We start from the raw sequence: 23,880 nt of genomic DNA, 5'->3' as shown, positions 1-23,880 counted from the left end.
CGGCGATCAATGTCTACAATTACTCCCTCAATTAGCCAAAAAACTAAGAAGCTGACGAGGACAGGGCGGTCTGGCTTTCAGCTTATCAAATTGTACGCATTTTGAGCACAGATGTCCGAATGAGGCAGATGTAAGTCCGCATCAGGCGAGCATCTGTAGCGAAAGCAAGCGAACAATGATAAGTCTGAGAAGCCAGGCTGTCCTGTCCCCGTCAGCTTCGACGCCTTCACGAATCTATTTAATTTACTTTACCATATGACAAGCCACAAAATGCCCCGGCGTCACTTCCCGGAGTTCCGGCAGCTTCGCCCTGCACTCCTCCGTCGCATACGGACATCTCTCGGCAAAACGGCAGCAGTCCTTCGGGTTGATCGGGCTTGGAATCTCGCCCTTAACCATGATACGCTTCTTCTCACGCACCAGCCTCGGATCCGCAACCGGAATCGAGGACAGAAGCACCTGCGTGTACGGATGCAGCGGATGTGCATACAGCTCTTCGGAATCGGCAAATTCAACCATCGTTCCCAGATACATAACGATAACACGGTCGGAAATGTATTTGACGACGCTCAAGTCATGTGCGATGAAGAGATAGGTCAGTCCCATTTCTTCCTGCAGTTCCTTTAACATATTTAAAACCTGCGCCTGGATTGAAACATCCAGTGCGGAGATTGGCTCGTCGCAGATCACAAACTCCGGTTCGACCGCTAATGCCCTGGCAATACCAATTCTCTGTTTCTGACCGCCGGAGAACTCATGCGGGAAACGGGACATATGGTCGCGGTTCAGACCGACGCGCTTCAGGATCGCCTCTACCTTCTGATCCACATCCTTGTCCGTCGCCAGTCCATGCAGTTTCATGCCGGAACCGATGATATCCTTGACCGTCATACGCGGGTTCAGGGAAGAATGCGGATTCTGGAAGATCATCTGCACATTCTTGCGGAATGCTTTTTCCTCTTCACGGGTGTATTTAAAAATATCTTTTCCTTTATAGGTGATCGTGCCTGCTGCCGGCTCATACAGCTTTACCAGGCACCGTCCCGTCGTGGACTTGCCGCATCCGCTCTCACCTACCAGTCCCAACGTTTCCCCTTTATAAATCGTAAAATGCACGTGATCAACTGCTTTCAGCACTTTTCCCCTGCCGACGTTGAAATACTGGCAGAGATCCGTGACCTGGAACAGGGGTGTGCTCCTATCAATTCGTTTTGCCATGGTGTCCCCTCCGTTTCTCTTCCGGCAGAGCCGCAACATTTTCCTCTTCTTCCTGTTTCTGCGCCTCAGTCAGTCCCTTCATGATATCCACCTTCGGCGCATACTCATGCTGCAGCCAGCATGCACAGATATGTTCGTCTGAAAGCCTGTGAAATTCCGGCTGTTCTTCATAACAGACCTTCATCGCAAACTCACAGCGCGCTGCAAACGGGCATCCCTTCGGCGGTGCGAACAAATCCGGCGGTGTTCCGTCGATGGGCACCAGCCTCTGATTCTTGGAGGTATCCAGCGTAGCGATTGATTTGATGAGACCTGCCGTGTACGGATGTGCCGTCTCATAGAAGATCTCATCAACCGTTCCTTTTTCAGCCACCTTGCCGCCATACATAACAAGCACGCGGTCGCACATCTTGGCGATAACTCCGAGATCATGGGTAATCAGGATAATCGAGGTGTTCATCTTATCGCGCAGTTCCTTCAGAAGATCCAGGATCTGTGCCTCGATCGTTACGTCCAGCGAGGTCGTCGGCTCATCCGCGATGATGATGCTCGGCTTGCCGACCAGCGCGATCGCGATCATGACACGCTGCTTCATACCGCCGGACAGCTCATGTGGATACTGTTTATAACGGCGCTCCGGCTCATTAATGCCGACCAGACGCAGGATCTCCAGCGCCCGTTCCCTGACTTCTGCCCGGGTCATCCCCTTCCGTCCGACAAAAACCTCCTCGATCTGTTTTCCAACCGTCATGGTCGGGTTTAACGAGGTCATCGGATCCTGAAAGATAAATCCAATCTCCACACCGCGAATTTTCCGCATCTCGCGGTCTGTCTTGGTGATGATCTCCTCGCCTCTATATTTGATCGAACCGCCCTCAAAAAATCCCGGCGGCTCCGGGTTGAGCTTTAAAATGCACTGGGAGGTAACGCTCTTGCCGCATCCGCTCTCGCCTACAATTCCAAGAATCTCGCCTTCGCGTACATTAAAACTGACATCCCGGACGGATTTTACCACGCCGCCGTATGTATGGAACGAGAAGGTCAGATTCTTGATTTCCAGTATATTTTTAGCCATTGTCTCCTACCTCCTATTCCGTTCCTCTCAATCTCGGGTCAAATGCATCCCGCAGACCATTTCCGAGCTGGTTGAGCGCCAGTACAGTTGTACAGATAAAGAATGCCGGCACGTACAGCATATGCGGCGCTGCCGTCATCATACGGGTTCCCTCTTTTGCCAGAACGCCCCAGCTTGCCTGCGGCGGGGAAATGCCGAGACCGATATAACTCAAGAACGCCTCCTGGAAGATGGCGCTCGGAATTGCCATTGTCAGGTTTGTGATCAGAAGCCCCATGATATTCGGGATGATCTCACGCACGATGATGGTGAACGCCGACTCGCCCATGACGCGGGCTGCCAGTACGAAATCCTGCTCTTTCAAGCGGTATACTTCGCCTCTGGTAAAACGGCAGGTTCCCGTCCATCCAACAATAACCATTGCAATGATTAAGCTCTTAACGCCGGAGCCTAATACTACCATAACCAAAATACAGACGATCAGGGATGGGATACCATAAATAACATCGATGATACGCATGACGATCATATCAAACTTGCCGCCATAATAGCCGCAGAAACCGCCCAGCACCGTACCAATTACAGTATTTAAAAGGGCTGCCAGAAGACCGATTGTCAAAGAAACACGTGCGCCCATCCAGACACGTACCCAGAGGTCACGCCCCAGAGAGTCGGTTCCCAGCCAATGAGCTGCTGAAATCCCTTTGCTCATCGAGTAGGCATCCTGCTGGTCAAATCCGTAGTGGCTGAACATCGGTGCAAAGATCGCTAACAGTCCATATGCAATCAACAGAATCAGACTGAAATATGCCGCCTTGTTCGTCCGGATTCGTCTCCACGCCTCCTGCCAGAAGGTCAGGCTTGGTCGGGAGATCGATTCCATTTTTTCAATATTTTTACCTACCATCTCAAACTTGTCGCGGGTAATCGTGCGTCCATCTGTCAGGTTTTCGGATGTACCCGCTGCTGCGCCGGAATTCTCAGAAGGCAGCACATTTCCATCTTTCATTTTCATCTCACCCATACTGCCACCTACTTTCCACCGATCCGCACTCTCGGGTCGATCACACCATACAAAATATCAACTACCATGTTGCAGAATACAAGGAATGTGCCGTAAAACGCCGTCATGCCAAGGATCAGGGAGTAATCGTTGTTCTGCACACTCTCAACATAATATTTACCCATGCCAGGAATCGCAAACAGGGACTCAATAACGAATGTACCGGTCAGAACGGCTGCTACCGTCGGGCCGAGGATCGTGACAACCGGCATGATCGCGTTCCGGATCTGATGCTTCCAGGTCACACGGAACTTGGAAATGCCCTTCGAGCGCGCCGTCTTGATGTAATCCTGCTGGACTACCTCCAGCATACTCGCACGCATGATACGCGAGACGGATGCCATCGTGTAGAATCCTAATCCGATCGACGGCAGGATCGTGTAGGCGAAGCCCTTGTACTGCGCGATCGGGAACAGCCCCCATTTGACTGCAAAGAAGTGCTGCAGCAGCGCGCCCATGATAAAGTCCGGGACACTTGTACCAAATACAGCTACAATTACAAAAATTAAATCAATTTTATTGCCACGGTTTAATGCAGAAATAATACCAAATACAAGACCAAAGGAAATCGCAAAACATAATGCGCGGATACCAAGGTCTGCCGAATACGGAAATGCGCCTGCTAACAGGTCATTGACGGTACGGCTCGGATATTTGGTAGAAAAACCGAAATTTCCATGAATCAGATTATTCAGATATGTCAGATACTGCTGGAGTAAAGGTTTATCGAATCCGTAGTAGGCACTTAAATTGGCCTTTGCGGTTGCTGACATTTTCGGATCATTGAACGGTCCGCCCGGCATCAGCCTTGCCAGGAAAAATACAACGGATACGAGAACAAACACCGTCACAATGGATATTCCCACCCGCTTCAGTATATATTTTTTCATAGGTTCACGCTCCTTTAACTACGGGAACATCCCAAATCCGGTTGTTCCGGCCGCCGGTTACGGCTCATTCATCCGCCAAGCAGCCACCGGATATGTACTGCGCTTCATAAATCCGGTAGCTGCCGGATTCTGAAGCGCAGGTACTTCAATCATCTTCTAACGTTTTTCAATACGTTTTGGATGGATGATGGATTATTTTGTGATGTCCACATACATATAGTCATAGTTCAGTCCAACAAAGTATGCGCCCAGATTCTGTACACGGTCAGATACCATATACGGAACTTCTCTTAACTGAAGCGGTACCAGTGCGCCATCTTCCAGGAGTGTCTTCTCTGCATTGAACAGATTGTCCATACGCTCTTTACCGGAAGTTGTCTTGGAAGCGTCGATATACTTATCGTATTCATCACTGTGGTAATTTAAGTAGTTGTAGCCGGAGGTGCTGTACCAGAGCTCCAGGTAGCTGTACGGGTCAGAGTAATCCGGTGCCCAGCCGCTCATGATAATATCATACTCATCACTGTCCGGAACCAGAAGTGCGTTCCTCGTTGCATACGGAACCATGTTGATATCTACGTTGATACCCAGGTTGTTCTTCCACTGGTTTGCAACAACCTCTGCCTCTTTCTTCGCTGTGTCAGAATCGGATACAACCAGTTTCAGGGAAATATCAGAAGCACTGGAAAGACCTAATTCAGATAATGCCGTATCCAGATACTCTTTTGCCTTATCCATATCACCCTGAAGCGGGAATGCCTCTAACGGATACTCGGTGCCGTACTCGCCGTCCACACCGCGAACCTGCGGAAGCACATATCTCTGGTTAGCCTGATATAAACCATTGTGGGTCAGAAGAATGTATTCTTCACGGTTGACTGCGTAGTTCATCGCCAGACGCAGGTTCTTGTTTGCCAGATATTTATTCCGGTGGTTCAGTGCCGCATAATCATCTGCGCCGCTGTAGTAGGACTGTGTCTTGCCTTCATACTGCGCTGCCAGCTCGGTCGGAACCTCTGCCAGATCCAGCTCGCCTGCATCGAACATCGAAACAGCGGTAGTCTGATCGGCTACGGTCAGAATCTCAACGCCGTCCAGGCTGATCTTTTCATTGTCATAATAATCCGGGTTCTTTGCCAGTTCCACTTTGCCGTTACTGTATTCACTTACAACGAACGGTCCATTGTAAACCTGTTTATCGGCACTTCCGCCGAACTCATTGCCATATTTCTCAACCAGATCTTCACGCACCGGCATGAATGCACTCATGCTCGTCATGCTGACAAAATAATCAGCCGGATTCTCAAGGGTTATCTCCAGTGTGAAGTCATCCAGTGCCTTAACGCCCAGCTCATCGACTGAGAGTTCACCACCACTGACCTTGGCGCCGTTCTTTAAAACAGCCCCCAGATAGCTGGCAGGGCAGGCTGCTGCCGGATCGCAGAGACGCTTCATACCGTACTCATAATCCTTAGCCGTAACAGTCTGTCCATCACTCCACTTTGTATCCTGACGGAGTTTGAAAGTATATATGAGACCATCATCGCTGACTTCATAACTCTCAGCGGTTGCCGGCTGAAGCTCGCCCTGTACGTTACGGTACAGACCATCATAGATATGATAGGAGACGGTCGCGTCTGCTACGGAGTTTGTCTTATCAGGGTCAATCGTCGCGATATCCGCCGTGTTGGAATAACGGAAAATCTTTTCGCCCGCTGCTGCGCTCTGGGAGCTGTCACTTCCCGATTCGGCTGCCTTCGTGTCATCCACCGAAGCGCTCGGAGTGGAACAGCCCGCTACACTCGCTGCCATCAGTGCAGCTAATCCCAGTGCAAGTAGTTTGTTTTTTCTCATAATATTCCTCCTTGTCCTCTTTTATTAAAGCTCAATCAGCTCCTTGGTGGCGCTGATCAGGTTTTCATTGCCTGTCTCCGTGATGAGAAGCTGATCCTCAATGCGGATACCGCCCCATCCTGGAATATAGATACCCGGTTCCACGGTCATGACATTATTGGCATGCACGATATTTTTAGAAACAGGGCTCATAAATGGGATCTCATGGACAAACATGCCGACGCCGTGTCCGATTCCTGTGTAGTGATACGGAAAATACTCAGTCCCCTCGATGATCTTCGTGGATTCATAATATGCATCCGATGCCGAAACCCCATCTTTTAAGAATCCTTCCACCGCAGCGACCATCTGCTGCTCAATCCTGTATACTTCCTTCTGCTTCGGCGTTGCGCGTCCGACTACCAGGGTACGCGTCATATCAGATAAATAACCATGATACTGGCATCCATAATCCATCAGGACCAGATCGCCGTATTCAATCGCCTTCTGGGACGGAATTCCATGAAGCAGGGATGTTCTCGCACCGGAGATGAGGATATTGCCGTATGGCTGTGTATCCGCGCCCTCCAGAACCATATAGAGGCTTAAACGCGCCGCCAGCTCTTTCTCGGTAATGCCGACCCGGATATCCTTCTGGATCTTTTCATATGCCCTTGAAGCAATATCACAGGAGATACGCAGGCACTCAATCTCTTCCGGCCTCTTGATGGAGCGGAACTCCTCGATGATGCCGTCCGCCGGTACCAGCTCTGCTTTTACCTCCGACTGGAGGTTCTGGTACTGTTCAACGGTCAGGTGGGCTGCTTCAAAGCCGATCGTCTTTGCCCCAACCTTTTCCGCCGCGTAGGCAAGTGCCTTTCCGATGGAACCGTAGGTGTCTCTCCAGTTCAAAATTGTGTAATCCGGGCACTCATAGGAAACCTGCTCGGTGTAGCGCGGATCTGTCAGAAAGAATTTTTCCTGCTCCGTGATAAAAAGCCAGGAATCTTCGCCGGTATAATGGCTGACATACTTTACATTGACCGGGCGGCTGATGAACATGCCATCCAGGTGCTCTTTCTGCATATACGCAAGTAACTGTTCCATGCTTACTCTCCTCCCATCACTGATTCTATTTCCTCTATCGTTCTGGGGATGGATGCTGTCAGATTCTCACAGCTATCCTCCGTTACCAGGCAGTTATCCTCGAGGCGGAAGCCGATGCCCCATTCCTCGCAGTAGATGCCGATATCCACGCAGAAAACCATACCCGGCTCTACGATATCGACATCGACCAGATCATGTGTGTCCCAGCCAACATGGTGGGCGCCGCCGTGCCAGATATATCTGCCGACATCCTCATACCGGTCACATAAGCCGATCGCTTTGAGCTGTTCGAAATTGTATTCCCTCGCCAGCCGGTCCACGTCTGCCATCTTCATTCCCGGCCGGATGATAGAGAACATGTGCTGCGAAGTCCGGTATGCACATGTGTAAAGAAGTCGCTGCCGTTCGGAAAACTTTCCGTTGCACGGCCAGCCGCGCGATACATCATTGAAGAGGTGGTCGTACTGGGCGCCTACGTCGTTGAGAATCATATCGCCGTCCTTCGCCTGCCCTGTGTACTCATAATAGTGAATACAGAAATTATTGGCTCCCGCGGAAATGATACTCGGAAATGCCGGTGCAAGGCATCCGTGCTGCGCCAGTGCGTAGTCGAATTCGGCTTTATACTGGTATTCGTACATTCCCGGCTTTGATGCCTTCATCATCGCCAGAATGCCGTCCCTTGTAATCTTGACTGCCTCCCGCATCGCCTCGATCTCACACGGCTGCTTGATGGTGCGCTGGCGGCGTATCTGACGGGAAATATCCGTGAGTGTGGCTGCCGGGTACCACTTTCTAAGTTTCCGTGCCATCCGGATACTCTCGGTATCTGCATCCTCCGGATCGTGCCGGTACAGATCCATCGCAATCCGCTCAAACCGTCCGCTCCGCATCAGAAGTTTCAGACGGTTTTCCCACTCGCCGCTCGATGCGATCTGCGCGGCCCCGGATCGCGCCCTGGCCTCCTCCGGTGTGAACCGTTTCCCGGTCCACCGCTCGGCCAGCATATCCGGCGGAAGTATGTAAAGTGTTTCCTGTACCTCTTCTCCGTCCTTCTCTGCCATCAGGACTGTGTGTTCCTGCCCGATGCCGGTCAGATAGAGAAAACTCCGATCGGCATAAAACGGATAATTTTCATCGGCTGTTTTTCGGATGGAAGAACCGGAAAACAGGAGAAGCAGGGTGTGATCCGGAAGGCTGTCATACAGCCGCTGTCGGTTCCCCTGGTAGAATTCTGCATTCATAGTATTTTCCTTCCTGTCTTTTAAATGATTTCCGCATACTTTTGTATCTGTCTCACAAATAGACGCATCGGAATCTTTTGTCTCCCGACACGTGTCATTATACCGTATAAATCGAAATTTTACAATTATTTTTCAGTATATTTTGTAATTTTTTTATCCAATACAAAAAATTTCATATGCATGATAGGAAATACTTATAATTTTGAAAAAAATGTAAAAGCATATCTATTTTTTCCCAAAGGTGGTACCTGCAAAAGAAGCATTTCAATGAAAATGTGGAAAGATGGTTTTGAGCCCAAACTAGAAAATTAGGAAAAAAAAGAGACCATCCAATTCTCCTTTTTCAGATGAATCGGACAGTCTCCTGTCTCCGCCCTGCGCTGACAGCTGCGGTTTCATTCATTTTTAATCTCTTATAAAGATACTACAACACTTTCTTTCGCGCACTCTGGAAGATCGGCTGCATTCATGGATATGCTTAAAACGAATTTTACATGATATTTCTCACTGATGGTCTCCAGCGTCTTGTAGGTCTCTTCAATATCCGCTCCCTCGAGGCAGGCAAGTTTCAGGAAGCTGTCAAGATACATCTGCTCCAGATCGTGATCCTGGCAGATAATACCACAAATAAATCCGATAAATCCATCGCTGGTATCAATCGGATATTCCTGTACATTGATAAGGCGAATCTGGTTATTCAACTCATACATATGTTTGGAACTCTTATCCAGATAGACAACGGAACCCTTGGCTTCTTTGACAGCCGTGTTCGCCATATCGAGTAAATATTTAGTTTTTCCTTTTCCCTTTGCTCCTGCGATGATCTGAACCATAACAATCTCCTCCTTGAGTTTATTTAAGTTGTATGTAAAATCTTTTATTGTATAAATAATTATAGTATAAATTTATAAATATTGCAATCACTTATTTGAAATTTTAGTCAAAATTTCCGTCATATTGTCATAAAGTGACGGACGATTTGCAGATTTTAGCACAACCGATATATATTCCTTGCCATCGTCCCCATCGCTCGCCATGATCAGGCAGTAGCCAGCCGCCTGTGTGGTGCCGGTTTTGCCGCCTAAGACAGTCACTCCCTCCGGTGCCTCGCGGTCTCCCTTCAGATACCAGTTGCCAACCTTCCAGACCTGCTGTTTTGCGGCTCCATTTGCATCGGTATAATCAGCTGTATAAGACTGCGCGTTGATGATCTCACAAAACAGCGGCAGTTTAAGCGCCTCGTTGAAAATCAGGTAGAGATCATATGCCGTTGTATAGTGGTCGGTGCTGTGCAGACCATTTGCATTGACAAAATGCGTGTGGGTCGCACCGAGTTCCTTCGCTTTCGCATTCATCTTCTCCACAAACGCATCCGTGCTTCCGGCGATATGATCCGCAATCGCATTGGCTGCATCGTTGCCGGACGGAATCATCAGTCCGTATAAGAGCTGCTCCAGCGTAAAGGTATCGCCCGGCTTGATGCCTGCCATCGAAGCGCCTGCCTCGTGGATCACGACATCGTCATTTGCCGTCACCGCATCGGAAAGATTGCCTTCCTCGATCGCGATGATCGCCGTCATTACCTTCGTAATGCTCGCCGGGTACATCTGGTCATAGATGTTCTTACCATATATAACGCTGGAGTCGGTCACATCAAACAATGCGCCCGCCTGCGCCGTCACCGCATCATCTGGAGCAATATCGCCGTCTGCAGATTCCGGTACGCAGAGAGAAGACGCAAAAAAGGGCGCCAGCCCGGCACCTGCCGCTGGCGTCATCTGCGCTTCCCGTTCTTGAAATGAATATGCCTGTTCCAGACCGCGGGCACCACAGCCGGTCAGCGTGCTGATACCGCAAAGCATCAGTGCGCCCGCAAGTCCGATTGTCTGTTTTCTCATTTGTACATCTCCCGCCATTCCATATCGCCGCGGTCAAGCGCCTTAACGAGAAGCTCTGCCGTCGCCAGGTTTGTCGCCATCGGGATATTGTGAATATCACAGAGGCGGACAACATCATTAACATCTGGCTCATGCGGCTTCGGCGCCAACGGATCGCGCAGGAAAATCAGCAGATCGATCTGATTGTGTTCGATCTGTGCGCCGAGCTGCTGGGAACCTCCCAGATGACCCGGCAGATATTTATGGAGGGTCAGATTCGTAACCTCCTCAATCAGGCGGCCTGTCGTTCCTGTCGCATAGAGTTCATGCTTGCTCAGGATGCCGCGATATGCGATACAGAAGTTCTGCATCAGTTTTTTCTTCGCATCATGTGCGATTAACCCGATATACATCTATACCTGCCTCCTTAATGATTCCTATTTTTCATAACCATAAAATTCAATTTCCATGCAGCTTCACAGTCCATGCATGTACTTACTGAACGGTTACGTTATTTCGTTGCAATCCAACATTGAGAACAACTCCCATTCCGATAAACATACTGAGCAACGAACTAAGTCCGGAGCTTATGAAAGGAAGCGGAAGACCCGTGTTCGGGAAGATTCCCGTGGCTACCGCAATGTTGGCAAAACTCTGGAACGCCAGAAGCGCCGCCATGCCCGATGCAATCAGACGTCCAGCTGTGTCCTTTGCGCGCGCCGCAATCCAGAGGCACTCATACACCAGCAGCGCATAGAGGGCAATGACCGCCACGCCGCCGACAAACCCAAGTTCCTCTCCGATAACAGCGAAGATAAAGTCTGTCTGTTCCTCCGAGAGGAAATTTCCATTCTTGACGGAGCTTAATGTGTTGTTAAAAAGCCCCTTGCCGCGCAGCTGCCCGGAGCCGATCGCCATCATGGAGTTATCCTGCTGACGGTTCAGATCCGTAAATTCACTGCTGCTGTGGAAAATCTTTCCCATGATACGCTGTGCCTGGTATTTCTGGAGAAACGGGATGAATCCCTGCAGCGACAGATAGATAAGCGCCGCAAATCCAGGTACCCCGACCGCCACCGCACCGGCAATCCATTTGTAACTGATACCGGCTACATAAATCATGCACAGAATCATGAAGCAGATGACGATGGTGGTGGAAAGGTTCGGCTGTAAATATACCATGCCGACCGGAAGGGCACAGATAAGCGCCGTCATCCCCAATGTCTTTGGCTCATTGATTTTCTCCCGGTTTCTGGAAAGAAAATTCGCCAGGATGAGGATCAGACCGATCTTTACAAACTCGGACGGCTGGATCTGAATCCCGCCGATCCGCAGCCAGCGGGTCGCGCCCTTGGTGGTACGTCCAAACAAAAGAACTGCCGCCAGCATTCCGGCACAGACCACATAGATAAGCGTGGTAAATCGGAAATACTGATGGTAATCAATCAAAGACAGAACCAGACAGATAATCAGGGATACAACCACTCCGATAATCTGTTTTATCACAGAGGAACGGTCCTGATTGCTGGCGCTCCCGACAACCAAAATGCCGAGAACACTCAGCAGAATCATATAAATGAGGGCTCGAAAGTTGTAATTTCTAAATTGGTAATCGAATATCATGCTGTAAATGGCTCCTTAAAGTAAGAACCGGCACCGACGCACAGACCGCCGGGAATACCTCCGCCGGCTGTTCTGAGGATGTCCTCAGAATCCGGAGTGTCACATCCCCCGGATCAATCTCCAGATAACGTGACACGCTCCTCAGGAAATCTGCGCGAATCAGATCCAGAAGTTCCGGCGAACAACCCGCCCGATCGGCAGTCAGAAGGTGTTTTAAACGCTTTCTGGCTATCTCGCCGGAATTCTTTTTCGTAAACAGTTCTGCAATCAGAATCATAGCGTCCCCTCCTATGCACGTTTGAGGAAGCCGGATATCCGGGACCAGAAGCCCGGAGACGCATCAAGCTGTATAAATGGTACCGATTCTCCAAGTATTCGTTTGCATATGTTTAAATATGCCTGCCCGGCATATCCATTCATGCCGACCAGCGGTTCGCCCTGATTCGTGGATATAACGATATCCTCATCGTCCGGGACTGTGCCAATCACAGGGACAGACAGAATATCCATCACATCATCCACCGACATCATATCGCCCCGGCGCACCATATCGCTCCGGATCCGGTTGATGATCAGGTCCATACGCCCGACCCCGGATGCTTCTAAAAGTCCGATGATCCGGTCAGCATCCCTTATCGCGGATACCTCCGGTGTCGTGACAATCAGCGCCCGGTCCGCCCCGGCGATCGCATTGCGAAAGCCCTGCTCAATCCCAGCGGGACAGTCAAGCAGTATGTAATCAAACTCTTCTCTTAAGTCTTCTACTAATTTTATCATCTGCCCCGGACTCACGGACGACTTGTCCCGCGTCTGGGCGGAAGGTAATAAGAACAGGTCAGGATATCTTTTGTCTCGAATCAGCGCCTGCTTCATCCGGCAGTTTCCCTCGATCACATCGACCAGATTGTAGATAATCCGGTTTTCCAGTCCCATGACGACATCCAGGTTTCTCAGACCGATATCAGTGTCGATGAGAACCACCCGTTTGCCGAGCATGGCAAGCCCGGTGCCGACGTTCGCTGAGGTTGTCGTTTTGCCGACGCCTCCTTTTCCGGAAGTAATAACGATAACTTCGCTCATAGGAACATCCTCCTGTATTCTGTTTTACCATTTTATTCTACTCTAAAAAGTAGAATAATTCCAGTCTTAAATCCATTAAATACGCTAAATAAAATGAAAATAATCTAAAAAACTTTTTTTGACCGATTCTACGTCAATGTTTCCATCGGATACCGATGCAATCATCGGTCCGCGCCCCATCTTTTTACCCTGGCTGCGCGTTTTGGCTGTCAGATCAGCAATCCGAAGGTGCATCGGCGACATTTCCAGCGCGGTGATCACCGCGTCCTCACTTCCCGCCGCCCCAGCATGGGCGGAACCCGCCAGCGTGCCAAGAACGACGATATTGCCCCGTGCGCTGACACGCGCGCCGCGCTCCACATCCCCGATGATCACGATACTCGCATCGGATTCCAGCAGATCGCCCCGGGATAAATTACCCTTATAGAATTGTCCCGTCCGGGCAGTCAGCTCCATCAGCCGCTCGGTCAGCGCCTTTTCACAGCGGGCGATGCGGTTAGCGTCAGTATCCAGCAGACAGAGAATCTCTATCTGGGAATTGGCGGTAATCGCATCCGTCACCTGCAGTTCCTCGATTGGGGTCAGTTCTCTCCCCTCCAGGGTCAGCGTCATCTGGGCGGATCCCCAGAATTTTTCACTTTCTTTAAACTTTTTCCCTACATCCTCCAGTAACTGTTCAAAGGGGGTGTCCGGATTCAGAATTACCGTCATACCGGACTTACATCCCTTTATTACTACGGAACTTTTCATAGTTCCATCACCTCTTAATCTCCATTGATTCGTTCATTGGACGCATCCAAAGCTCCTGAATTCAGGATATCATCCAGACTCGCATAGCCATAGAAGTAACGGTATACGTGTTTTGCCACCATCGCCGCATTCGAAGAAGAATATCCATTCGGGATACTGACCGTCACCGAAATTTCCGGATTCTCATACGGTGCAAACGAAATAAAGAACGCGTGGTTGCCCCGTTTCTGGGACTCCTGCGCCGTACCGGTCTTACCGGCCACGTGTACGTCCAGACCATCAAACACACGCTTGGTCGAACTGTTGGTAACTACCTGGCGCATACCTTGTTGGACTGCATCCCAGGTGCTTGTCTGGAAATCAAGGGTTGACGCCACAGCCGGCGAATAATCCTTGACCAGATTACCCTGGGAATCCGTTTCCTTATCAATCAAGCTCAGATCATAGACCGTGCCGCGGTTGGCAAGCGCCGTCACATAGCGGGCAAGCTGCACGCTCGCAAACTGGTGCGTACCCTGTCCCATACTGGAACGCTCCGGATCGGTATCACTGATAGACGGCGTCGCCTCCGAGATTTCAATGCCCGAAGTCTGGTCCAAACCGAACATGGTCGCGTATTTTTTCAGCGTCTCCAGACCTTTCTCCGGTTTGTAGCTTCCATCTGCCTCTGTGGACAGGCGGTGCGCCACCTCCGAGAAGAAATAGTTACAGGAATTTTCGATGCCTCCCACGACATTTAACGGTCCGTGGAAGCCCGGATATTTCCAGCATCGGATCGGATTGCTGACTTCCTCATAAATACCGGTACAGTTAATCATATCAGAAAGCGTGATTGCCCCCTCTTCCAGACCTGCAATCGCCGTGATCGGCTTGAAGGTGGAGCCTGGTGCTTTCAGTGTCTGCGTCGCATTGTTTCGCAGTGGCAGCGACTGATCGGCATTTAGCTGGGCAAAATAGGTACTGTCCGAAATCCGGTTGTTGTCATAGCTTGGATAAGATACCAGTGCCAGCACCTCGCCAGTCTTCGCGCTCGTCACGACACAGCTCGCCGTACACGGGTCAAGTGCCAGCTGCGCCGGTGTGATCTCAATATTGCGGATCTTATTCATCAGGAACTGGTACGCATATTCTTCCCCGCTGACACGCAGCAGGTTGACCTCATTCTCATCGTATGCAAGCACATTCTGGGAATAGAGCGCCATACAGAGCTCGCGCCCGGTCACAACATTATTATTGATTAAATACTGATAAATCAGTTTCTCGAATGCCGGATCCTGTTCCAGATCGCGGAAACAGTCGTCCAGCAGTGCCGTGAAGACATCGTCCGCATTCGAATACCGGCTCTGGATGTCCAGCTTCGTCGTATCGATCCAGTTGTTGGCAATTCCATAATATAAGTATTCCCGCAGACTGATCGTACCGTTCTTCCACGCCTGATACATGTCACTGGACGTATCGATCGCATCACGCTGGACAATCGCCTTGTTGCTGGAAGAAAGATACGAATAGATATACTGCATATATGCCTGCATTTCCTCTGACAGCGCGTTCATCGGCGTTGCATTTTCAGACTGCAGTTCGCCCCGCAGTTCCTGTTCAATCCGCACGCGTGAGCTCTCGTACTTCTGATAAATCTGCTGTTCCACATCGGATGCCTCTTCGGAAGCGAAATTGTCAATCGAGAGGACGTTGTTGTTGATCAGCTGGAAGTATGCCTTCTTGATCGGTATCTTAATACTGGAAGAATCGATATAAGCGATATCTTTCTCATCCTGGTTGACAATCGTCTTTAACAAGACGCCCGCCAGCTGCTTCTCCAGAATGTGGTAAATACCCTTCTGAAGGTTCAGATCGAGGGTCAGCCAGATATCGTTGCCTGCCACCGGTGCGACTTCCCCGGTCACGCTTAGGATTCTTCCGACGTTATCTACATATGCCGTCTGGGAACCTTTCTTACCCTTTAATTCCAGCTCCATCGAGGATTCGATGCCGGTACGGCCTACGACATCATTTAACTCATAGTCATCGTTGACCGTCTTTAACTCCTCCAGACGTTCGCTCGTTACTTTTCCCGTATATCCAATGATCGGCGCAAAGTAGAGGCTTTCATTGTACACACGGATCGTCGATTCCTGTATATTGACGCCCACCAGATCGGCTGCGTGCTCTAAAATGTCTGCAACGGTCTCATCGCTGATATCCGTCGCGATCGTTGTCGATTCGTACTTCTGGAACGCGGTAAAACGCATCGTGTAGCGGATACCGACGATCTGCAGCGCCACCTCATCCGAAACATCGATCGGATTGCCGTCTTTGTCAAGCGGGCGCCCGTCCCGGTTCTTATCGTCACCGAGTGTCAGGTGGTACTCCTTTTTCATCCGCTCCAGCAGATCTGGCGCTGAAATGTCGGACGGGTATTTTCCATCTGAATCGTCCATCTCATCCACATTTTTAAGACCATAATAATCACGCAGGAATCGCTTGCGTCCGGACTGTGTCTCGGAGGTATACACGACATTTCCATCGTGATCGAGCGTAAGCTCTAAACTGGTCTGTGCGCTCTCACCGTGTTTATTCAAGATCGATACCAGATCGTAGAGCATCGTGTTCCACTGTGCATCCGTCTTGTACGCACCGGTATCCTGTATGGTAACGTCGTATGCCAGTTCGTTGTACGCCAGCACATTGCCGTTCCGATCGTAGATATTACCCCGCGTGCTGGCAGTCTTTATGACTTTTTCCGTCATCGCTGTATATGCATCCTGATACTCTTCGCCCTTGATGATCTGCAGATTGAACAACCGCATCACCAATGCGGACGACATCAGGCAGAACACAACCGCCAGGACAAAAAGCCGGGAGGTAATCACTTTTTTGAACCATTCTCGCAGATATTCTTTCAGGTCATCAAACAATGTTCGAATCTCTCCTTTGTTCCCATTCTTTCAGTTTCCGGTTGATAAAAAGGAAAAACCGGTATACGACAAGCGTCGTAACCGTGGTAAATATGATCTCCGGGATAATGATGGAGACCAGATAATGCCCAAAATTCAGACGATTCCGTATCAGGAACCGGAATACATAGATGTACAGGTTATAGATTAAATCACTTGCCAGGCTCAAAAGCAGCGGCAGCGTGATGTAGTCTTCATAATAATACTTGTTGCAGATTCCACTGACATACCCCAGATTGATGAAAAACAGTGTATAAAAGCCAAATGGTCCACTGTAAAACAGATCCATAAAAAGACCTGCCACCAGCCCGTAGAACATCCCCCGCTCGCGCCCCTCGATGAAGCTGCACACAAACACCACAATCAGCAGCAGGTTCGGAGCCGAAGATAAGAAGGCGATCTGTGGGAACACGCAGATCTGGATCGTGAATGCCAGAATCAGCATGACAAGGTTAATCAGCAGTTTCCGCATTATTGTCGCCTCCATCCCCATTTTTCAGCTGGGTGATTACCAGTACCTCCTGCAGGTTATCAAAATCTGCAACCGGAATGATTGTACCGGATTTGGTTACGTTGTTGGCATCGGTCGTCAGCCCGGAGGCATAACCGATGAGAATGCCCGGCAGGAAAATATCACTGATATTGGAGGTCACGATCTTGTCGCCCTCCTGGATATCTGCCTCTTTCTTGATATGGTCAAGTCCCAGCCGTCCATCCTGGTAAAGCGTCAGGTTGCCGGATACATTACAGGTATCGCCGGTCCGCAGGGACATGCCGCTGACGTTGCTGTCATCATCGATGATCGCGCGGACAGTTGCATAGTTTGCCCCGACATCGGTTACAATACCGACCAGTCCGCCGCCTGCCATGACATTCATATCTTCCTGGATGCCATCGTCCGCTCCCTTGTCGATCCGGAATACCTGAAACCAGTTTCCAGAGTCCTTTGCAATGACACGGGCGGCTATTTTTTTATACTGCATATATTCCTGATCAAGCTGATACAGCTCTCTGAGACGGTCTAACTCGTAAAGCTCCGACTGCAAGCGGTTGTTCTCTTCCACCATCTGATCCAGACGCATCTGGAGATTTTTGTTCTCCTCCTGCGCCTCCCGCAGGGAGGAAAAATTTTCAAGCGCATTGTAGAGTCCTGTGCCAATCGCGTTGACGCCTGACTGCAGCGGTACCAGAACAAAACCGACACCCGTCCGAAGCGGCATCAGAAAGCTTGATTTGATAGACGTTGCTGTAATCAGCACAAGACAGAAGGCTGACATACCTGCCAGAATATACTTGCTGTTTTTCATAATGATAGTATTCCCCGTTCTTTGAAACTAAAATAGGCTTGTTCGCCGATAATCACATGATCCAAAAGCCGGATTCCCAGCATAGCGCCCGCCTCCTGAATCCGGACGGTCGTCCGCCGATCCTCCGCACTGGGGGTAGGATCCCCGCTCGGATGATTATGTACTAAAACGATGCTGGCTGCATGATAGCGCAGCGCCTCGATAAATATCTCCCTCGGAGACGCCGGAGAGTGATTGAAGGTTCCCCGAAACAGCAGGATATCCCGAATCAGCCTCTGCTTCGTATTGAGGATCATCAGGTGCATCTCTTCCTGCTCTTTGTGACGCATTTCCTCCATATAAAAGGCGGCGATCGCCTCCGGCGCCGTAAACGCAGGCGCTTCTGAAAGCGTCAAGGTGCGCCAGATCCGCTGTGACAGTTCTCCCACACACAAAAGTTCGATTCCCTTGACCCTGCCGATTCCTTTCTGCTCCATCAGTTCTGGAAGAGTCAGATGCAAAAGCCCTAAAATTCCCGGCGGCTGCGCCTGCGCCAGAATCCGGGTTGCCAGGGAAAGTGCCGACTCCTGCCGGTTTCCGGTCCGGATAAGGATCGCTAAAAGCTCGGCGTCCGTCAGTGCCCCAACTCCCTCCCTCTCACATTTTTCGTAGGGGCGGTCTTTTTCAGGGATATCTTTCATGGTAAGACGCCATCCAGCGGTCGGTTCAGAACTTTTTACTGGTTTCTTTGTTTCTTTTTTCATTGATTGTCCTCCTGCGTGCCTCTCCTCCGCATACAGAAAGCCATTCCCGCCAGTCGGGATTCTTTGATTAAATCAGACGATATGCGATCAGTGCAATGACAACGCCGATGATGCTCGCCATCGTCACCCGGATTGACAGACCAAACGTGATAACCAGGATTCCTAAATCAAGAACAACCGGGTCCATCAGACCGAAGGATTGTCCGTAATTCAGCCACGACAGTCCCCTGACGCCGGAGGCCATATTTCCGATAAATCCACCTAACACAATCCCTGTCATCAGAAGCAGCAGCAGAATCCAGAAATTTTTTGCTCGATTCATGATACTGAATACCGTCCCTTTCTATAATCTTTATTATCTTAGCACAAACTGCCGGAATGTGTATAGACAGTCCGGCAGATTTTTTTTTAAAGTTTTCTTAAAATTAATTACAAAATCATTCAAAAAACGTCATTTCTAGTCGATTTTGAGCTGCTCAGGTTTTACTATGCCTGCATCCAGAAGCTTCTGCAGGGACATTAAAATGCCTAACTTCGCATGGTACCAGGTCAGTCCGCCCTGGAAGAAGACGCTGTACGGCGGTTTGATCGGACCATCCGCGGAAAGCTCTATCGAGGATCCCTGGATAAAGGCACCTGCTGCCATAATAACCTGGGAATCATACCCCGGCATATCCCACGGTTCCGGCGATACATAGCTGTCAACCGGCGCCGCCGCCTGAATGCCCTGGCAGAACGCAATAACACCCTCCGGTTTTCCAAACGTGATCGCCTGAATGATATCATAGCGCGGCTCCGTGCTGTTCGGAACCACATCAAAGCCCAGGCGCTCATAGACGTTTGCCGCAAAGATAGCTCCCTTTAATGCGCCGGATACAACGGTCGGTGCCAGGAAAAGTCCCTGGAAGAAGGACTGGTTGACGCCAAGACTCGCGCCGACCTCCCGTCCGAGTCCCGGAGAACCAAGGCGGTACGCTGCATTTTCGATGCACTGTCTGGTTCCGGCGATATAGCCGCCGATCGGCGCCAGTCCGCCGCCCGGGTTTTTGATCAGGGAACCGACTACCATGTCCGCACCGAGATCGCTCGGTTCGATCCGCTCAACGAATTCGCCATAGCAGTTGTCTACCATACAGATCACTTCCGGTTTGATGGATTTAACAAATGCAATCAGTTCACCGATCTGCTCTGCCGAGAGGGTTGGGCGGGATGCGTATCCCTTGGAACGCTGGATGGTTACCAGTTTTGTCTTCTCGTTGATCGCCGCGCGGATGCCGTCGTAATCGAAGGTTCCGTCCGGCAGCAGGTCAACCTGACGGTATGAAATGCCGTACTCCCGCAGGGAACCGTTGGACTCGCGGATGCCGATCACTTCCTCCAGAGTATCATACGGTTTTCCCACCGGCGAAAGCAGCTCGTCACCCGGGCGCAGGTTTCCGGCTAATGCCGTGTAGAGCGCGTGCGTTCCGCACACGATCTGCGGGCGCACCAGCGCGTCCTCAGTGTGGAATACATCCGCATATACCTGTTCCAGCGTCTCACGTCCGAGGTCGTTGTAACCATATCCGGTTGTACCGGAAAAATGAATATCGCTGACGCGGTTTTTCTGCATCGCAGCGATTACCTTTAACTGATTGTACTCTGCATTGCCATCGATCTCTGTGAAACGGTCTTCCAGAGCCGCTTCGATTCTGGCTCCATATTCAAGCACTTCTTTCGAAATGCCGAGGTCGCCATACATTTTCTCTAACTCCATGGTGCTTCCTTTCCTGTTGTCGGTTATTCGTAACTGTTCAGTACCTTCACAGTCACGCGCAAAAATCCATTAAAAATTGCCTACGGCAATGGGATTTTTGCCTGCTGACCCATGTTTTCGTACGGTCAGCGCAGTAAATGCGCAGACCTACTGAACAGTTACGGTTATTCTATAATTCCTTTTTTGTTTCTTTAACTTTTCTTGATTTTTACAATTTATAATTTAGAGTGTTCCATCCATCTTATGAATCACACTCCATAATACCCGCTTCCGCCGCTAATTCCTGCAGAATATGTTCCAGCACGCGTTCCCGGTCATTATCAAATTCCGGCAAATATAAGAAACGCACGTCGCGTTCCCGCCGGAACCAGGTAAGCTGACGTTTCGCAAAATGGCGCGTATCGCGTTTCAGGATATTGACCGCTGTCTCCAATGACATTTCGCCATTTAAATATGCCAGAATTTCTTTATATCCAAGTCCCTGCATCGCCACTGAATCACGCCTGCAGCCCATCGCCTGCAGCTGCCTCACTTCCTCGACCAGTCCCTCTTCCATCATCTCATCGATCCGCTTCTCGATCCGCTCATAAAGAACCGTCCGATCGGTATTTAATACATAATAGAAGAAATGGTACGGTGAAGTCTTTGCCCGCTCCGCCTCATTGTGGGCAGAAATCTTCTCGCCCGTCTGCTCATAATATTCCAGCGCGCGGATCACACGTTTTACATTGTTTGCGTGGATCGCCTCCGCCGATTCTGGATCGACCGCCCGCAGGCGCTCATGCAGGACTTCCGCCCCCTGTTCGGCTGCCAGGCGTTCCATCTCCTCCCGAAACTGCGTATTTTCGTCGATCTGGGTGAAATCAATATCATTGAGCAGTGCCTGAATATAAAAGCCGGTTCCACCTGCCACGATCGGAATTTTTCCGCGGCTGTAAATATCTTCCGCCGCCGCGCGGGCAAGCGCCTGAAACCGCACGACATTGAAATCCTCAGTCGGCTCTAAAATATCGATCAGATGGTGCGGCACACCGTCCATCTCCTCCAGGCGTATCTTTGCCGTACCGATATCCATGTGGCGGTACACCTGCATCGAATCCGCGCTGATGATCTCGCCGCCGATCCGCCTGGCAAGCTGAATGGACAGCGCCGTTTTTCCGACTGCTGTCGGTCCGGTCAGGACAATCAGGGGCTTTTTTTCAGCCGCTTGTTCCAGATTTCCCATAAGACTTTCTCTCCTTTTAATGGGTTATACAATCCGTTTGAATTTCTTCTCCAACTCATATTTGCTCATCGATATGATCGTTGGGCGTCCATGTGGGCACGCATACGGATTTTTGAGTTCCAGAAGCTCATCGATCAGCTTGTCCGCTTCGGCAAATGATAATGTGTGATTGCCCTTGACCGCCGCCTTACACGACATCGTCGCCACACGCTCATTGATGAGATCCGGGGTTCCGCTTCCATTGCCCTCCGCCAGATCGTCGATCATCTCCATCAGAAGCTCGCGTTTTGCGACGGAAAAGAGGTTCGCCGGAACGGCACGCACCGCGTACTCCTTGCCGCCAAACGGCTCAATCTCAAATCCAATCGAGGTAAAATGTTCCATATACTGCTCTAATTTGAGCTGCTCACTGCTGTTGAGACTCAAAATGATCGGCGGATCGATCATCTGGGAGGTGTACTCCCTCTTTTGAAGGGATGCCATCGTCCGCTCATAGAGGATTTTCTCATGCGCCGCATGCTGATCAATGATGTACAGATTATCATGATACTCCACCAGCCAGTATGTGTCAAACAGCTGTCCGATCAGGCGGTGGTTCGCACGCGCCGGTTTGGTCAGGAGTTTATCTTCAAACAGATCCATCTGACGGGGCTTTTCAGATGGGGCGGACTGGGTCACTCCCGTTGAAACAGATGCAGGAGATACAGTTTGCCCCGCTGAAGCTGAGACGGATTCGCTGGAAGGCGCTGACGTGGTCGGCTCTGGCAGATCTGACTCTGTATTAATTGAAACATTTTCAACTCTGCCGGTTGTGTCGGTTCTTCCAAACACTTCATCGAACCGCCCCGTTCCTGACACAGCCACATTTGATCCGCTGCCGTTTTCAGCCCCATATCCCGGCATATCTTCCGAGACCGACATCATTTCTGCCTGCGACGCCCCCAGACGTTTCGTCTCAAACGGTTCCGGATGTTCCTCACGGATACGGACCGGTTTTAAGGACGGACGGCTGCCCTGGCTGCTTTCCATCTTTCTGGTTGGAAGCTCCGGCAGCACTCCCTTTTCCAGCCCCGGAATCTTCAGCTCTTTCTCTGCATCCTTCTCATTCTCCAGCGAAACCGCCGGAATCAGTTCCCGGTTAGCGAGTGCCATCGCGATCGTATGGTAGACCATCCGGTAGATCTGTTCGCCGTCCCTGAAACGGATCTCCATCTTCGCCGGATGGACGTTGACGTCAATATACGACGGATCGATCGTAAATTGCAGCATCGTAAATGGATACTTGTGCTGCATCATGAACGGTTTATATGCGTCCTCGATCGCCTTTCCGATGATACTGCTCTTGATATAGCGTCCGTTGATGAAATAATTTTCATACGTGCGGTTGCCGCGCGCGATCAGCGGCTTACCGATGAAGCCGCCTACCCGGATCGGATCAGCTCCGGCATCCACCTCAATCAGGTTTGCCGTGATCTCGCGTCCAAAGACCGCATAAATTATATCTTTTAAGTTATGATTTCCAGAGGTATGGAGACGGCTCTGGTTGTTATTGATGAAACGGATGGAGATTTCCGGATGCGACAGAGCAATCTTTTCGACTAAATCTGCCACATGGGATCCTTCTGTCGCCGGCGTTTTTAAAAACTTCCGGCGTACCGGTGTATTGTAGAACAGATCTCTGGCGATAAAGGTCGTACCTTCCGGCGCACCGACCTCCTCCAGTCCCAGTTCCTCGCCGCCCTCGATGCGGTAACGGGAACCACTGATCGAATCGTTTGTTTTCGTGATCAGTTCCACCTTCGCCACCGACGCGATCGACGCCAGCGCCTCGCCGCGGAACCCTAACGATGCCACCTGAAACAAATCCGACGCCGTCCGGATCTTGCTGGTCGCATGGCGCTTAAATGCCAGTGGGATCTCCTCGCGTACAATGCCGCTTCCGTTATCCGTCACCCGGATCGTCTGCAGACCGCCGCCCTGAATCTCCACCGTGATCGCCGTCGCCTTCGAATCGATCGCATTTTCCAAAAGCTCCTTGACAACCGACGCCGGCCGTTCAATGACCTCGCCGGCTGCAATCTGATTGATTGTATTGGAATCCAAGACCTGAATCGCAGCCATCTATCTCCTCCACA

General features: G+C 50.5%; 22 protein-coding genes. All 22 read right to left on the bottom strand.

Annotated features, from left to right (window positions below; translation table 11 throughout):
- Positions 1–243 precede the first annotated feature (243 nt).
- A complete protein-coding gene (locus DXC57_RS00795) occupies positions 244–1,218 on the bottom strand; it encodes an oligopeptide/dipeptide ABC transporter ATP-binding protein (protein WP_118650713.1) in 975 nt (324 codons plus the stop codon).
- On the bottom strand, positions 1,202–2,293 hold the full coding sequence (locus tag DXC57_RS00790) for an ABC transporter ATP-binding protein (RefSeq protein ID WP_118650711.1): 1,092 nt from the start codon (positions 2,291–2,293) through the stop codon (positions 1,202–1,204). Before DXC57_RS00790 ends, DXC57_RS00795 begins: the two co-directional genes overlap by 17 nt.
- A 13-nt stretch (positions 2,294–2,306) precedes the next feature.
- Positions 2,307–3,317 carry an ABC transporter permease gene (locus tag DXC57_RS00785; RefSeq protein ID WP_227589504.1) on the bottom strand — a complete coding sequence of 337 codons (1,011 nt, stop codon included), beginning with the start codon at positions 3,315–3,317 and terminating at the stop codon, positions 2,307–2,309.
- Positions 3,318–3,325: 8 nt separating this feature from the next.
- On the bottom strand, positions 3,326–4,246 hold the full coding sequence (locus DXC57_RS00780; protein ID WP_117795360.1) for an ABC transporter permease: 921 nt from the start codon (positions 4,244–4,246) through the stop codon (positions 3,326–3,328).
- Positions 4,247–4,438: 192 nt separating this feature from the next.
- A complete protein-coding gene (locus tag DXC57_RS00775; protein ID WP_118650709.1) occupies positions 4,439–6,100 on the bottom strand; it encodes a peptide ABC transporter substrate-binding protein in 1,662 nt (553 codons plus the stop codon).
- Positions 6,101–6,124: 24 nt separating this feature from the next.
- The gene (locus DXC57_RS00770; RefSeq protein ID WP_118650707.1) at positions 6,125–7,186 is read right to left on the bottom strand and encodes a Xaa-Pro peptidase family protein; all 1,062 of its coding nucleotides are present in this window, start codon (positions 7,184–7,186) and stop codon (positions 6,125–6,127) included.
- Positions 7,187–7,188: 2 nt separating this feature from the next.
- Positions 7,189–8,430, bottom strand: coding sequence for an aminopeptidase P N-terminal domain-containing protein (locus DXC57_RS00765; protein ID WP_118467662.1), 1,242 nt, complete (start codon positions 8,428–8,430; stop codon positions 7,189–7,191).
- Between the two features lie 413 nt (positions 8,431–8,843).
- Entirely contained in the window at positions 8,844–9,263 is a 420-nt protein-coding gene (locus DXC57_RS00760; protein WP_022359521.1) for a hypothetical protein, read from the bottom strand.
- An 87-nt stretch (positions 9,264–9,350) separates the two neighbouring features.
- Positions 9,351–10,328 (bottom strand): serine hydrolase, encoded by a 978-nt coding sequence (locus DXC57_RS00755; protein ID WP_182457171.1) that lies wholly within the window; start codon positions 10,326–10,328, stop codon positions 9,351–9,353.
- Positions 10,325–10,720, bottom strand: a complete 396-nt coding sequence (locus tag DXC57_RS00750) for a methylglyoxal synthase (RefSeq protein WP_022359519.1) — start codon at positions 10,718–10,720, stop codon at positions 10,325–10,327. Before DXC57_RS00750 ends, DXC57_RS00755 begins: the two co-directional genes overlap by 4 nt.
- An 82-nt stretch (positions 10,721–10,802) precedes the next feature.
- Positions 10,803–11,879, bottom strand: coding sequence for an FtsW/RodA/SpoVE family cell cycle protein (locus tag DXC57_RS00745; RefSeq protein WP_338126552.1), 1,077 nt, complete (start codon positions 11,877–11,879; stop codon positions 10,803–10,805).
- Between the two features lie 28 nt (positions 11,880–11,907).
- Positions 11,908–12,207 (bottom strand): cell division topological specificity factor MinE, encoded by a 300-nt coding sequence (locus tag DXC57_RS00740; RefSeq protein ID WP_022359516.1) that lies wholly within the window; start codon positions 12,205–12,207, stop codon positions 11,908–11,910.
- Between the two features lie 11 nt (positions 12,208–12,218).
- On the bottom strand, positions 12,219–13,010 hold the full coding sequence (gene minD, locus DXC57_RS00735) for a septum site-determining protein MinD (protein ID WP_022359515.1): 792 nt from the start codon (positions 13,008–13,010) through the stop codon (positions 12,219–12,221).
- An 84-nt stretch (positions 13,011–13,094) separates the two neighbouring features.
- Positions 13,095–13,760: a septum site-determining protein MinC gene (locus DXC57_RS00730; RefSeq protein ID WP_118522581.1), complete on the bottom strand. Its 666-nt coding sequence runs from the start codon at positions 13,758–13,760 to the stop codon at positions 13,095–13,097.
- A 14-nt stretch (positions 13,761–13,774) separates the two neighbouring features.
- Positions 13,775–16,675 (bottom strand): penicillin-binding transpeptidase domain-containing protein, encoded by a 2,901-nt coding sequence (locus DXC57_RS00725; RefSeq protein WP_118650705.1) that lies wholly within the window; start codon positions 16,673–16,675, stop codon positions 13,775–13,777.
- Positions 16,668–17,186, bottom strand: coding sequence for a rod shape-determining protein MreD (mreD, locus tag DXC57_RS00720; RefSeq protein ID WP_022359512.1), 519 nt, complete (start codon positions 17,184–17,186; stop codon positions 16,668–16,670). The genes DXC57_RS00725 and mreD overlap by 8 nt, the downstream gene beginning before the upstream one ends.
- Entirely contained in the window at positions 17,167–18,021 is an 855-nt protein-coding gene (mreC, locus tag DXC57_RS00715; protein WP_118650703.1) for a rod shape-determining protein MreC, read from the bottom strand. The genes mreD and mreC overlap by 20 nt, the downstream gene beginning before the upstream one ends.
- Entirely contained in the window at positions 18,018–18,764 is a 747-nt protein-coding gene (gene radC, locus DXC57_RS00710) for a DNA repair protein RadC (RefSeq protein WP_118522582.1), read from the bottom strand. The genes mreC and radC overlap by 4 nt, the downstream gene beginning before the upstream one ends.
- 67 nt (positions 18,765–18,831) lie before the next feature.
- A complete protein-coding gene (locus tag DXC57_RS00705) occupies positions 18,832–19,086 on the bottom strand; it encodes a DUF4321 domain-containing protein (RefSeq protein WP_106999848.1) in 255 nt (84 codons plus the stop codon).
- Positions 19,087–19,221: 135 nt separating this feature from the next.
- On the bottom strand, positions 19,222–20,520 hold the full coding sequence (locus DXC57_RS00700; protein WP_117795348.1) for a methionine gamma-lyase family protein: 1,299 nt from the start codon (positions 20,518–20,520) through the stop codon (positions 19,222–19,224).
- 241 nt (positions 20,521–20,761) lie between these two features.
- Complete coding sequence (gene miaA, locus DXC57_RS00695) at positions 20,762–21,745, bottom strand: tRNA (adenosine(37)-N6)-dimethylallyltransferase MiaA (RefSeq protein ID WP_118472322.1); 984 nt, start codon at positions 21,743–21,745, stop codon at positions 20,762–20,764.
- Positions 21,746–21,769: 24 nt separating this feature from the next.
- On the bottom strand, positions 21,770–23,866 hold the full coding sequence (gene mutL / locus DXC57_RS00690) for a DNA mismatch repair endonuclease MutL (RefSeq protein WP_118650701.1): 2,097 nt from the start codon (positions 23,864–23,866) through the stop codon (positions 21,770–21,772).
- Between the last annotated feature and the right edge of the window lie 14 nt (positions 23,867–23,880).

This window comes from Clostridium sp. TF06-15AC, assembly GCF_003481165.1.
Taxonomy (GTDB): Bacteria; Bacillota; Clostridia; order Lachnospirales; family Lachnospiraceae; genus Otoolea; species Otoolea fessa.
This window is presented reverse-complemented; position numbering and strand designations above follow the sequence as displayed.